Origin of the sequence: Roseburia sp. OM04-10BH, from assembly GCF_003462605.1 — a bacterium.
Classification (GTDB): Bacteria; Bacillota; Clostridia; order Lachnospirales; family Lachnospiraceae; genus Roseburia_C; species Roseburia_C amylophila.
Genome location: NZ_QTZI01000010.1, coordinates 92549 through 106229 on the forward strand (window position 1 = coordinate 92549; position 13681 = coordinate 106229).

Annotated in this window: 15 protein-coding genes; 2 read left to right on the forward strand and 13 right to left on the reverse strand. The window is 42.0% G+C overall.

What is annotated here, in order from left to right; translation table 11 throughout:
• Positions 1-41: 41 nt before the first annotated feature.
• Positions 42-1361 (forward strand): DNA polymerase Y family protein, encoded by a 1320-nt coding sequence (locus DXB43_RS11030; protein ID WP_117947576.1) that lies wholly within the window; start codon positions 42-44, stop codon positions 1359-1361.
• Here the strand turns inward: DXB43_RS11030 and DXB43_RS15030 are convergent.
• From DXB43_RS15030 to DXB43_RS11080, 11 genes are all read right to left on the reverse strand, one after another.
• Positions 1267-1698, reverse strand: a complete 432-nt coding sequence (locus DXB43_RS15030; protein WP_147343691.1) for a hypothetical protein — start codon at positions 1696-1698, stop codon at positions 1267-1269. The genes DXB43_RS11030 and DXB43_RS15030 overlap by 95 nt on opposite strands.
• Positions 1691-2506, reverse strand: coding sequence for a metal ABC transporter permease (locus DXB43_RS11035; protein ID WP_117947577.1), 816 nt, complete (start codon positions 2504-2506; stop codon positions 1691-1693). The genes DXB43_RS15030 and DXB43_RS11035 overlap by 8 nt, the downstream gene beginning before the upstream one ends.
• Positions 2503-3249: a metal ABC transporter ATP-binding protein gene (locus tag DXB43_RS11040; RefSeq protein ID WP_022243439.1), complete on the reverse strand. Its 747-nt coding sequence runs from the start codon at positions 3247-3249 to the stop codon at positions 2503-2505. The genes DXB43_RS11035 and DXB43_RS11040 overlap by 4 nt, the downstream gene beginning before the upstream one ends.
• Positions 3246-4250 (reverse strand): metal ABC transporter substrate-binding protein, encoded by a 1005-nt coding sequence (locus tag DXB43_RS11045; protein ID WP_117947578.1) that lies wholly within the window; start codon positions 4248-4250, stop codon positions 3246-3248. The genes DXB43_RS11040 and DXB43_RS11045 overlap by 4 nt, the downstream gene beginning before the upstream one ends.
• Positions 4240-4833, reverse strand: coding sequence for a ribosome biogenesis GTP-binding protein YihA/YsxC (yihA, locus tag DXB43_RS11050; protein WP_022243441.1), 594 nt, complete (start codon positions 4831-4833; stop codon positions 4240-4242). Before yihA ends, DXB43_RS11045 begins: the two co-directional genes overlap by 11 nt.
• Before the next feature lie 14 nt (positions 4834-4847).
• The gene (lon, locus tag DXB43_RS11055; RefSeq protein WP_117947579.1) at positions 4848-7175 is read right to left on the reverse strand and encodes an endopeptidase La; all 2328 of its coding nucleotides are present in this window, start codon (positions 7173-7175) and stop codon (positions 4848-4850) included.
• 16 nt (positions 7176-7191) lie between these two features.
• Complete coding sequence (clpX, locus tag DXB43_RS11060) at positions 7192-8445, reverse strand: ATP-dependent Clp protease ATP-binding subunit ClpX (protein WP_117698536.1); 1254 nt, start codon at positions 8443-8445, stop codon at positions 7192-7194.
• 129 nt (positions 8446-8574) lie between these two features.
• Entirely contained in the window at positions 8575-9156 is a 582-nt protein-coding gene (gene clpP / locus DXB43_RS11065; RefSeq protein ID WP_022243444.1) for an ATP-dependent Clp endopeptidase proteolytic subunit ClpP, read from the reverse strand.
• Positions 9157-9271: 115 nt separating this feature from the next.
• A complete protein-coding gene (tig, locus tag DXB43_RS11070) occupies positions 9272-10612 on the reverse strand; it encodes a trigger factor (protein WP_117698535.1) in 1341 nt (446 codons plus the stop codon).
• A 255-nt stretch (positions 10613-10867) separates the two neighbouring features.
• On the reverse strand, positions 10868-11083 hold the full coding sequence (locus DXB43_RS11075) for an alpha/beta-type small acid-soluble spore protein (protein ID WP_022243446.1): 216 nt from the start codon (positions 11081-11083) through the stop codon (positions 10868-10870).
• Between the two features lie 124 nt (positions 11084-11207).
• Positions 11208-11759: a DJ-1 family glyoxalase III gene (locus DXB43_RS11080; protein WP_117841692.1), complete on the reverse strand. Its 552-nt coding sequence runs from the start codon at positions 11757-11759 to the stop codon at positions 11208-11210.
• Positions 11760-11949: 190 nt separating this feature from the next.
• Here DXB43_RS11080 and DXB43_RS11085 point away from each other — a divergent pair, with 190 nt between their 5' ends.
• Positions 11950-12405: a CYTH domain-containing protein gene (locus tag DXB43_RS11085; RefSeq protein ID WP_117947580.1), complete on the forward strand. Its 456-nt coding sequence runs from the start codon at positions 11950-11952 to the stop codon at positions 12403-12405.
• Here the strand turns inward: DXB43_RS11085 and DXB43_RS11090 are convergent.
• Positions 12398-12952, reverse strand: coding sequence for a DUF1653 domain-containing protein (locus tag DXB43_RS11090; RefSeq protein WP_117947581.1), 555 nt, complete (start codon positions 12950-12952; stop codon positions 12398-12400). The two genes, DXB43_RS11085 and DXB43_RS11090, sit on opposite strands and share 8 nt — an antisense overlap.
• A 29-nt stretch (positions 12953-12981) precedes the next feature.
• Positions 12982-13509, reverse strand: coding sequence for a hypothetical protein (locus DXB43_RS11095; RefSeq protein ID WP_117698532.1), 528 nt, complete (start codon positions 13507-13509; stop codon positions 12982-12984).
• Between the last annotated feature and the right edge of the window lie 172 nt (positions 13510-13681).

Here is a 13681-nt window from a genome sequence, read left to right on the forward strand (position 1 = left end):
AAGCAACTGGCAATTCCATAATACGGTAAAGGAGGAGCATTATGCACCGGATTATCTTTCATATTGATGTCAATTCTGCTTTTTTAAGCTGGAGTGCTGTCGACCGCCTAGAGCATGGTGAAACTTTAGATATCCGCACTATACCGGCAATTATTGGCGGTGACTCTGCTACAAGACACGGTGTGGTTCTTGCCAAGTCTGTGCCTGCCAAAGCCTATAAGATTGTCACCGGCGAACCGGTTGCCAATGCTTTACGCAAATGTCCTACCCTTATGCTGGTTCCGCCGGATCATGCCATGTACCAGAGAAAAAGCCATGCACTTATGGAACTGCTACATACCTACACCGATGATATCGAGCAGCTTTCCATAGATGAATGTTTTCTTGACTTTACGCCCATTGCCCACCAGTATGAATCTCCTCTTGCAGCAGCCAAAATCATTTCTGCAAATATTAAATCACGATTTGGTTTTACCGTTAATATTGGAATTGCTCCAAATAAGCTTCTGGCGAAGATGGCAAGCGATTTTACCAAGCCGGATCGGATTCACACTCTTTTTCCGGATGAAATTGCGAAAAAAATGTGGCCACTTCCGGTGGATGATCTCTACATGGTAGGGCATTCCAGTGCTGCCCGGTTGAAAGCACTTGGCATCCGTACCATCGGAGAACTTGCAGCCACTGACCCGGATTACCTCCGGCAGGAATTCAAAAGCCACGGCACACTGATGTGGGAATATGCCAATGGAATCGGAGATGACCATGTGCATTCTACCAAGCGGGAAGCCAAGGGGATTGGCAATTCCACCACTTTAAAGGAGGACGCCCGCACCTTAGCAGATGCAAAAAAGGTTCTGCTCTCTCTTTCCGAATCTGTATCCATGCGCCTTCGGAAAGAAAAAATGTTAGCCCAGAGTATCACGGTAGAAATCCGCTACCATGATTTTACCAATACTTCCCACCAGTGCAGTCTCCTCTCAGCCACAAATACTACAGATGCCCTTTATAAAACTGCCGTTTCCCTTTTCCAGCAACTCTGGAATAAGGAACCTGTCCGGCTCCTTGGCATCCGTACCAGCCGTCTGCTTCCTGAAGATGCACCGGTGCAGCTTTCTATTTTTGATTATACAGCCGATTCATCGGCATCTGCCATGATTTCCACAGAAAGTACAGCTTCCGGCAGTCCACTCCCAGATGGCAACAAAAAAAACCGCACCCAGATGCCTTCTGCCAATAAGCAAAAGCAACTGGATGCAGCCATTGATTCTATTCGGAAACGTTTTGGGTCGAAGGCTCTTGTCCGGGGGAGTTTTCTTCCGTCTCCTGAGTCAGATCCGAAAAAGAATCATCCATCGGACTGATGTTTGAGATGGTATAGTAGAATAATGGATCTGGAAGTTCATCCTTATATCCATTATCGTTTAATATAAACTGGAAGGTTCTGTTACTGCTTCCCTCTGCATCACTATAGGTTAAGAGGGAGGCCGTTACAAGATAACTTCCGTCCTCTTGTGCAATCCAGTCGTCAAGCTGTGCCTGCACCGTCGTATCCTCACCATAAGGCAGCTGAAATGCCCCTTTATCTATAATGTAACTCTTACTTTCATTCTCATAGCGGATTGCAGTAAACTTCCTGCCAGAAGAAAGGTAAGTAAAAGTGCGCCTTTTCTTCCTTTTTTCGTGGTTCTCATCATGCATTTCTCCTTCCGTATACATAAGTTGCAAAATAAATGATGGCTGCTACAATCACAATCATCGGACCTGTTGCAACATTGGTAAAATAGGAAATCAGCAAGCCGAGCAATCCCGAAAACAGGGAAAAGATAACGGAAAATAAATGATATTCTCGCATGTTGACCGAAATATTCCGGCTTGCTGCTGCCGGAAGAATCAGCAGTGCATTGATGATCAAAATTCCAATCCATTTAATGGAAAGCATTACAATTAATGCAATAAAAATTGCAAAAATATTTTCTATCAGCTTCACCCGGATTCCCCGGCTCTTTGCCAGCGCCCGGTGCAGGCTTACCGCATTTAACTTATTAAATGCCAAGCCCCAGAAAATCAGTGTTGCCGCAAAAATCAGAATCAGATAAATAATTTCCTTTTTAGAGATGCTTAAAACATCACCTACCAAAAGGCTGGAATATTTGCTGAAATTGCCACCTTTCGATAAGATGGCCAGTCCCACAGCAATACACGCTGAAGAAAAAACGGAGATAATCGTATCTCTGGATGCCGATGCTTTACTGCTGATATAGTTTAGTAATAATGCAAAAATTACTGCAAAAATAATCATGGATAAGGTCGTATCTGCAACTCCCATCACAACGCCAAGAGCAATTCCCGTCAATGCAGAATGACCTAATGCATCTGAGAAAAATGCCATTTTGTTATTTACAATCATGGTTCCAAGGATTCCAAACAATGGTGTGATAATCAGGATTGCGATAAATGCATTCCGCATAAATCCATAAGACCACCACGCGGTAAAAAATTCTATCATCCCCGCACCTCCATATCTGTAAATACCTGTTTAAAAGCATCACTGTCATAGACTTCCTTCGGTGTTCCCTGGGTCAGCACTTTGCCATCTATGAGAACCACATGGTCTGCATATTTTCTTACATAATCAAGGTCATGGGAAATCAGTAAAACTGCCAGGTCAAAATTTTCCTTCAGATATTCGATATTCCGGTAAAATAACTCCATACCATTCTGGTCAATACCAGACACCGGCTCATCCAAAAGCAGCAGATTCGGTTCATCCATCACTGCCATGGAAAGAAGTACACGCTGTAATTCCCCACCGGAAAGATTACATACCTGCTTGTCAATCAAATGCTCGGCTTCAAACATTTTTAAGCTTTCTTTGATTTCCTGATATAGCTTTTTGCTCTTATATAAAAATACCGGCCGGTTGGACTGATAGCTTGCAATCATATCATAGACACTGACCGGAGTGGATTTCTCGATATTTAGATTCTGTGGTACATAACCAATCTTAAGCTTCTGGATATGACCATTTTCCCGGTCCTTAAATTCAATGCTTCCCGTGTGTGGAATGTCATTTAAAATAGCCCGGATCAGAGTTGATTTTCCTGCTCCGTTCCGACCAATCAGTACCGTCAGTGTTCCACAATGAATATGCAGATTCACATCTGACAATATCTGCTGTTCTCCAATAGTAACACCCAGATGGTTAATCCGGATACAATGCAGTCCACATGGTTTTACTATTTTTCTCATTCTGCAAAAGCCTCCTTCAGCAGTTCCATATTATGTCTCATTGCATCAAGATAGCTGTCCTTTTCATACTCCCCGCGGGTTAAGGTATCAAGATAACATACTTTCGCATCGGTCTCCCGTTCTACCGTATCTCCCATATCTTTGCCATAGAGTTCTTCTGCCAGCACCACTGATATATCATTCTTTTCAATGGCTCCCATCACATCTGCCACTTCACCGGCACTGACCTGACGCTCCTCATCCAAATCCATGGTATAGGAAATCTCCATATCGTAGTCCTCTGCCACATAGGCATAGGCTTCATGGAAAATAACAATATGCTTTCCTGATAATTCTTCCTTTAAGGACTGCTGCTCTCTCTCTAAATCCTCAAGCTTTGCCAGGTACTCCTTTGCATTGCTTTCATAGGCATCCTGATGCTTCGGATCTATCCTGCAAAGACCTTCTAAAATATTTTCCACCTGCTGTTTATATAACGCAATGCTCATCCATGCATGGGCATTCATATCTCCGTGATTATGTCCATCTTCATGAGTATCCTCGGTATCTCCGTGGATATGCTCCTCTGCTGCATCTTCATGGGCATCTCCGTGAGCATGTTCCTCTCCTTCATCCTCTTCGGACAAAAGATTAAGTCCCTCGCAGGCATTTACAATGGAAAGATTCTTATAATCTGCTGCCACATCCGATAAAAAAGATTCGATTCCGCCGCCATTTACAATAAACACATCTGCACCGGAAAGGAGCTTCATGTCTGCCGGAGTCAGCTGGTAATCGTGAAGGCAGCCGGTCTGCGGCTCACTGAGATTCTGCAAATCCACACCCGGAGTGTCTCCGATGACATTCATTGCTGCAATATACATCGGATAAAAGGATGTTACTACCGTAAGTTCACTATCCTGCTGTTTTGTCTCTTCTTTTACATATAATTGTGTCAGTCCTGCACCAGTCAATAAAAGTACCAGCAGAAGAACCATTACAAATACATATTTATTCTTCATAGCCAACAGCCTCATCCATAATCTGCCAGATTTCTTCCCTGCCCTGCTTGGTTACTGCAGAAAACGGAACAATTACCGTTCCCGGTTTTACTTTCAGACCTTCTTTTACTGCCTTGATACATTTTGGCACCTGGCTTCTCTTCAGCTTGTCCAGCTTGGTTGCCACAATAACCGGATCAAAGCCCTGATGAATAATCCAGTCATACATCAGTTTATCATTGGCAGACGGGTCATGCCTGATATCAATTAATAAGAATACCCGGCGCAGCTGCTTTGAGGTATGCAGATAATTTTCAATCATTTTACCCCATTTTGCTTTCTCACTCTCTGCTACTTTCGCATAACCATATCCCGGCAAATCCACCAGATACATGGCATCATTGATATTATAGAAATTAATGGTCTGTGTCTTTCCCGGCTGTGCAGAGGTTCTTGCAAGGGATTTCCGGTTCATCAATGCATTAATTAATGATGACTTTCCAACATTGGATTTTCCTGCAAATGCCACCTCCGGCAATGTATTCTCCGGAAGCTTACTGGTAACACCACACACCGTTTCCAAGTTTACTTCTTTTATAACCATTTTCTGCTCCTTTACTACTCTTTTACAAAAGCAACCTTTAAGATATCTTCGATGGTATCTGCATAGACAATTTCTAAATCCTTTTTAATCTCTGCTGAGAGTTCCTCGATATCTTTTTCATTTTTTCCCGGCACACAGACTGTCCGGATACCGGCATTTTTCGCTGCTAATGTTTTCTCTTTTAATCCACCAATCGGAAGCACTCTGCCGCGGAGGGTAATCTCTCCTGTCATGGCAACATCAGCACGCACCTTTTTCCCGGTAATGGCAGAAAGCATTGCGGTTGCCATGGTAACACCGGCGGACGGTCCATCCTTTGGTACGGCTCCTTCCGGAATGTGGATATGTATATCATGTCTGGTAAAGAAATCGTCCGGTATCTGATACTGCTCACTGACAGAACGGATATAACTGATTCCAGCCTGTGCAGACTCTTTCATGACATCGCCAAGCTGTCCTGTCAGTTTAAATTCACCCTTTCCCGGCATTACATTTACTTCGATTTCTAATGTATCACCACCGACACTGGTCCATGCCAGTCCCCGGACAATACCAACCTCGTCCTTCTCATTCTTCTTATCAAAGGTATATTTCTCTTTGCCAAGATAATGTTCTAAGTTCTTTGTGCTTATAGTAACTTTCTTTTTCTTGCCCTCGTAAATCTCTCTTGCTGCTTTTCTGCAGATTTCACCGATTTTGCGTTCTAAGTTACGCACACCGGCTTCTCTTGTATAGCTGCGAATCAGCTGCTCAATTGCACCATTCTGGAATGTAAGCTCTGATTCCTTTAAGCCATTTTTCTCAATCTGCTTTGCTATAAGATGCTCTTTTGCAATGTGAGCCTTTTCATTTTCCGTATAACTGCTTACCTCAATCAGCTCCATACGGTCTAACAGAGGTCTTGGTATTGTCTGTACGGAATTGGCTGTCGCAATAAACAATACCTCAGACAAATCTACCGGAAGCTCCACATAGTGGTCCCTGAAATGGCTGTTCTGCTCATTATCCAATACTTCCAGCAGTGCAGAAGATGTATCTCCCTTATAATCACTGCTAACTTTATCAATCTCATCTAAAAGCATCAGCGGGTTCTTTACTCCGGCACTCTTTAAACCATTGATAATTCTGCCCGGCATTGCCCCCACATAGGTCTTTCTGTGTCCACGAATCTCTGCCTCATCACGGACACCGCCGAGACAGATTCTGACATACTTTTTATTCAATGCTTTTGCCACAGAACGGGCAATGCTTGTCTTGCCGGTTCCAGGAGGTCCCACCAGACAGATAATTGGACTTTCTCCTTTATTAGTCAGATTCCGGACTGCTAAGAATTCCAGCATACGCTCTTTTACTTTTTCCAGTCCGTAGTGGTCTTCGTCTAAAATTTTCTCTGCATTAGCTAAATCTTTATTATCCTTAGAAGCCTTATTCCATGGCAGTTCCAGCAATGTCTCAATATAGCCTCTGCTGACTGCACTTTCCGAAGAACTGGATGCAATATTCTTAAAACGCTCAATCTCTTTTTTAATTCTCTCTTTAACCGTCTTATCTGCCTTCAGTTTCTTTACTTCCTCTAAAAAGTGTTCCGCATCTGACTGTGTATTATCCTCACCTAGTTCTTCCCGAATCAGTTTCATCTGTTCCCGCAAAAGATATTCCTTCTGATTCTTATCCACGCGTTCTTTCACCTTCGCCTGAAATTCATTTTTCAGGGAAATAACTTCTACTTCATTCAGCAGAATTGCCATTAAAGTCTCATACTGGGAAGTGAGATCTACTGCCTCTAAGATTTTCTGTTTCTGGGTATAATAAAGCGGCAGATTGTATGCAACCTGCTGCATCAAAGTTCCAACGTCCTGCTGTTCTTCTACCTGACGTAAGAATTCTTTGCTCATATGTCCATTGGCTTTTTGATATTTCAGTACGGTTTCCCTGATACAGCGAAGCATTGCTTCCTTCGCTTCCGGCATCAGTTCTTCCTCTTCTGCCGTTTTTTCATCAAAAAGGATGACCTCTGCCATCAGATACTTCTCCTGTGACAGAAAAGAGGCTAACTCGCCTCTTTCCAATCCTTCTACCAAAACACGCACGATTTCATTTGGCATCTTTATTACCTGCTTTACTTCAGCAATAACACCAATCTGATATAAATCATCCCTGGCCGGCTCCTCTACGGAAGCATCCTGCTGTGTAATCAGGAATATTTTCTGGTCTCCAACCATCGCCTCTTCTATGGCATGAATGGAACGGTCCCTGCTAATATCAAAATGAGCCACCATTCCCGGCAGAATGGTCATTCCACGAAGTGCAACTGCCGGTAAATGAATTACTGTCCTGCTCATCTTTTTCTCCTCTTTTTTATGCGTTACGATATTCTATCTCCGCTTTCTTGTCTTCTACCGTTTCTTTTGTAATGGTGCATTTTACAATGCTCTCATCAGAAGGAATCTGATACATTAAATCCATCATGGTATCTTCCATAATTGCACGAAGTCCACGGGCACCGGTCTTACGGGCTAAGGATTTCTCTGCAATTGCTTCTACTGCATCATCTTCAAATTCCAGCTCTACGCCGTCAATTTCAAACAGCTTCTTATACTGCTTAATCAGTGAATTCTTCGGCTCCTTTAAGATACGGATTAACGCTTCCTTATCCAGCTGCTCTAAGGATACATTTACCGGAACACGTCCGATAAACTCCGGAATCAGACCGAATTTAATAAAATCTCCCGGCAGTACCTGCTTTAAGACTTCGCTCAGATTACGCTCGGTACGGTCTGCAATATCTGCGTTAAAGCCGATGGATTTCTGATCCATACGCTGCTCGATAATCTTCTCTAATCCATCAAATGCTCCACCACAGATAAATAAAATATTCGTAGTATCAATCTGGATTAATTCCTGCTGTGGATGCTTTCTTCCACCCTGTGGTGGAACGGAAGCCACAGTTCCCTCTAAGATTTTTAATAATGCCTGCTGTACACCTTCACCGGACACATCTCTGGTAATGGATACATTTTCAGATTTCTTTGTAATCTTATCAATCTCATCGATGTAAATAATACCGCACTGGGCGCGCTCGATATTGTAATCTGCTGCCTGAATCAGTTTCAGAAGGATATTCTCTACGTCTTCACCGACATAGCCTGCTTCTGTTAATGTGGTGGCATCTGCAATGGCAAACGGTACATTTAAGACTCTTGCCAGTGTCTGTGCCAGAAGGGTCTTACCAGAACCGGTCGGTCCTAACATCAGAATGTTACTCTTCTGCAATTCCACATCATTCATATCTACATCAGAAGTAATTCTTTTATAGTGATTATATACGGCTACAGAGAGGACTTTTTTGGCTTCGTCCTGACCGATTACATATTCATCTAAAAATTTCTTCATCTCTTCCGGTTTAATCAGGTTGATTTCTTCTAAATCTTCCTTTCCTTTTCCGGAAATCTCCTCATCTTCGAATTCCTCCTCTATGATTTCTGCACAGATGTCCACGCATTCATCACAGATATATGCACCGTTTGGTCCTGCAATCAGCTTGCGTACCTGATCCTGTGATTTTCCGCAAAAGGAACATCTGATTTTGTCCTCGCTATTTCTTCCTGCCATCTTTCCACCTCGATTATTTCCATCTATCTTTTCTAAATCCTTCGTAAAAAAGGTAAAGGCTGCCCGTAGTCGAATTCCGCATATGTGCTTCGGATAATCCGCCCAGAGACAGCCTCTTTCTTATTTCTCTTATCTTGCTGTAATTACACCGTCAATCAGGCCATACTCCTTTGCCTCTTCTGCGGACATATAATAGTCACGCTCTGTATCTGCGGCAATTACATCATATGGCTTTCCGGTATTTGCAGCTAAAATCTCGTTCAAACGTTTCTTGGTCTTTAAGATATTCTCTGCTGCAATCTGAATCTCAGTTGCCTGTCCTTTTGCTCCACCGGAAGGCTGATGTATCATAATCTCTGCATTTGGTAATGCAAATCTCTTTCCTTTTGTTCCACCGGACAACAGGAATGCACCCATGCTGGCTGCAAGTCCGATACAAATTGTAGATACATCACATTTGATATACTGCATGGTATCATAAATTGCCAATCCGCCTGTTACAATTCCACCCGGAGAATTGATGTATAACTGAATGTCTTTTCCCGGATCTTCGGACTCTAAGAATAAAAGCTGTGCCACTACCAGACTGGCTGTGGTCTCATTTACCTCTTCACCAAGGAAAATAATTCTATCCTTTAATAATCTGGAGTATATGTCGTAACTACGCTCTCCTCTGCTGGTCTGTTCAATGACATAAGGTACTAAACTCATATGATAACCTCCATTTCTACCATACATTCTGCTGCAACTTTATCTCTGTTTCAAGTGATTTGCGTAAAACAGACCGACCTGATTCCAAGTCAGTCTGTCTCTTTACGTGCTTCTCTTATGCTTCTGCATTAGCTGCTTCTGCTTCTTTTTCTTTCTTAGTCTTAGCTTTTGCTCTTTCTTTTACATTGTCCATAATGAACTGAACTGCTTTTTCAATCGCAATATCACGTTTCATGGATTCTTTCTCGTTATCGCCAACATACTCTTTGAGCTTATCCGCTTCCATTCCGTATGCTTTTGCCATCTTCTCAATTTCAGCATTTACATCATCTTCTGTAATCTCGAAGTTTTCTTCTTTTGCAATCTGCTCTAATACTAAGCTGCTCTGGATTCTTGTTAATGCTTCCGGACGAACCTGTTCTTTCATCTTGTCCATAGTCATTCCGGAGAACTGCATATACTGGTCAAAGCTTAATCCCTGCTGTGCAAGTCTCTGGGCAAATTCCTGAATCATATTCTGTACCTGTGATTCAATCATTGCATCTGGAATTTCCATCTCAGATTTCTCGATAATCTTCTTGATTGCTTCGTCCTCTTTGGTACGTTTTGCATTGTTCTCTTTGGTCTCTTCTAAGTTCTTCTTCACGCTCTCTTTGTACTCTTCTAAGGTTTCGAACTCAGAAACATCAGATGCGAACTCATCGTTTAACTCTGGAAGTTCTTTTGTCTTAATCTCGTTAATCTTAACTTTGAATACTGCTGGTTTTCCAGCTAAATCTTCTGCATGATATTCCTTCGGGAATGTAACGTTTACTTCTACCTCATCGCCAGTGTTCTTTCCTACTAACTGATCTTCGAATGTATCGATGAAGGAATGGGAACCGATCTCTAATGGATGATTCTCTCCTTTTCCACCTTCAAATGCGACACCGTCTACGAATCCTTCGTAGTCGATAACTGCTGTATCACCTTCTGCAACAGGTCTGTCTGTTACAGTTACAGTTCTTGCATTGTTATTTCTTTCTCTCTCTAATGCTTCTGCAACTTCTTCATCAGATACGGATGTATCGATCTTTGTTACAGTTACACCATTATATTTGCCAAGTTTAACTTCTGGTCTCTTTGCAACTTCTGCTGTGAAGATGAATGGTTTTCCTTTTTCTAACTGAACCACATCAACCGTTGGCTGGGAAACGATATCTACACCGCTCTCATCGATAGCTGCCGGATAAGCTTCCTGCATCATGATATTTGCAGCATCTTCATAGAAGATTTCCGGACCATACATTTTCTCTACCATAGCCATTGGAACTTTTCCTTTACGGAATCCAGGGATGCTGATTTTGTTTTTCTGCTTATTGTATGCAGCTTTCAAAGCCTCTGCCACTTTATCTTCTGCCACTTCAATTGTAAGCTTTACCATATTTTTCTCTAAATTTTCAACCTGTACACTCATTCTTGTTTCTTCCTCCTTATAACTATATATAAAATATACATGTACAAATATTTTCTTATCTTACGACTGCTCCCTAAAAATAGGCATACTTAGAGCTACTAACAGTCATTTAGAGATTATAACACACCGTTTGTAAAATTACTAGCTTTTTTTTCTGTACAAGATTTTAACCCGATTTCAATTGGTGACAGTCATGTAAAAAGCCCCCGGGAAATGCACTTTCGCGCTTTTCCCGAAGGCTTTTTGTCTTTCTTCTTATTTAGACATCTGCTCTTCCTGTCTCATGATCATTTTCTTAACCATTTCTCCACCGATAGAGCCAGCCTGTCTGGATGTCAGGTCACCGTTGTAGCCCTCTTTTAAAGGTACTCCGATTTCAGATGCAACCTCCTGTTTAAAACGGTGCATTGCCTCTTTTGCCTGTGGCACTGCCATCTGGTTACTTGAATTAGAACTGTTTGTTCCACTCATTTGTTTCTACCTCCATAGTTTCTTCTCTTTGTTATCTATTTTCAGATAAGCTTTTGTTGGTTGCTTATCCTGTTTTTAGTATGGCTTCCAGAGAATAAATTATGTTGGTAAGTTCTGGTTATTTTTATTTAAAATACATGATATTTGCTTCCATCGCATCAATATCTGCCTGTGGATCCAGCCACTTTACAATAGCCATGGCAAATTCAATGGCTGTTCCCATGCCCCGGCTGGTAACGATGTTGCCATCTACTGCAACTTTTTCTGCTCCGACCCTGGCTCCAAGAAGCTTTTCTTCAAACCCCGGATAGCTGACTGCATGTTTACCCTCTAATATTCCATTCTCACCCAATACGCTTGGTGCAGCACAGATTGCTGCAGTAAGTTTGCCGCCTGCTGCATAAGATGTAATCACTTTCTTTACAATTTCATGCTTTCCGAGATTTAAGGTTCCAGGCATTCCACCCGGCAGTACAATTCCATCATAGCTGTCAAAATCAGCTTCCTCTGCCAGCACATCTGCTGCAAACGTAATTCCGTGGGCTCCTGCCACTTCTTTCTTTCCGGTAATGGAAATCATATCAATCGCAATTCCTGCTCTGCGTACCACATCCACTACGGTAAGTCCTTCAATTTCTTCACAGCCATCTGCCATAAAAATTCCAATTTTCTTCATATTATCTTCCTCCTGCTTTTTTCTTCTGATATTACATTTTTCTAATATTAAATTTTCTAACACAAAATTTTTCTATGCTGTCTTTTATGTTAGCATTGTTATGCTGCTTTTTCAATTCCATGGTTGCAGTGGATTTTAAAATATTTTACAATAAATGTATCATTATTGTTCTGACTATATGGAGGTTATCATGGAAATTGAACGCAAATATTTAATTGATGAGATTCCTTTTGATTTAAAAGACTATCCCTGCAAAGTCATTGAGCAGGGGTATCTCAATACGGATCCTGTAGTGCGGGTGCGCCGCTCCAATGACAAATATATTCTTACTTACAAAGGCTCCGGTCTTATGGTGCGGGAAGAATATAATCTTCCTCTGAATGAAGAGGCTTACCGGCATCTGATTCAAAAAGCAGATGGTATTATCATTTCCAAGAAGCGCTATCTGATTCCATTGACTGGCAGGCTGACCATTGAGCTTGATATTTTCGAAGGAGACCTTGCTCCGTTGAAATTAGCCGAAGTGGAATTTGAAACAAAAGAAGAAGCTGAATCCTTCCTTCCACCGAAGTGGTTTGGGAAAGATGTCACCTTCTCCGCTGATTATCACAACAGCACTTTGAGTCGTGTGGGATTGCCTACCTAAGGCGGGTAGTCTCATAACGGCACATGGTTGCCACGCACTGCTTTAACTGTATATAACGGTCGGTTAAATCTCCTTCCGGAATCACCACATCCAATACTACGGAAAAATCATTAATCAGACGGTCTGTAATATCATTTTCCATCTCATTTAAAATCTTATATTTCTCCTCATAGGTATCTGCATCTAAGAAACGCAGCAGGAACGGATTCGCCTGCTCTTCGGATTCTGAAGTTTCCTGCGGCTGGGCTGTTGCCTGCGGCTGTGTTGTCTCCTGACTAACCTTTACTGCTTCCTGTGGAGTTGCTTCTTCCTGCAGTTTTACTTTTTCAAATCTGTATTTCTGCTCTGCTGCCGGATATTTCTCATAATCAACTTCGCTTACAAACATGGCAAGCGGTCTTGCATATACTTTATAAGCTCCGTAAAGTGCCTGATAAATCACCAGTTCTTCTCTTGTTTCGCTGTGTGTTGCTATGGCTACAATCTGATATAATTTTCCTTTAAAATGTCTGTAAATCTCCCCGGTTGCCGGTCTTCTGCCTTCCATTGCTGTCATCCTCCACTTATCTATGCTCTTTACTGTAATTCAAAACGGTTTAACATTTCAATTCCTTCTGCCACAAAATCTCTTTCAAAATTCAGATTGCCGCTGAAGCCAGTTACCATCAGCTCCTGCACTTTCTTCATATTATCACTTTGTGGAATATCATACGTAAATTCCATCGGTTCTATTACTTCCATGGCAGACATTTCCTCTGCCGCTGCAGACTGATATTTTCCCGCCAGCCGGTTCTTTAACTGCTGCTGTGCCTGCTGTCTGTTCATCTGCGGATCAGGTGCCTGCTGATACATGGGATGCGGCTGGACTGGTGCCTGCTGATATGCCCGTTGTGGCTGGTTCATGGTCTGCTGATATGTATGCTGCTGGTTTGGCACCTGCTGATATGTACGCTGCGGCTGGTTCATCTGTGGACGATATATCTGCTGTGGCGGCCGCCCCATAGCCGGATTATTTCCACGCCTGTTTTGATTATTGCTTTGCTTTACACTCTGGGACAAAGCAACATATATGATAATAATGATAAATACAATAAAAAGTCCCATATAAAAACCTTCCTTTTTCTATCCTTTTCAAGTTTTTTCTTTTCAAGTTTACCCTATTTTTTTATTATACTCAAACAAACCAGCTAAGACAACAACTGATTCTATAATTTTTTCTTGCTGTCAGACTGTCTTTTCTGGACAAAGCAGAGTAGAATTACTATAATAGATAAAT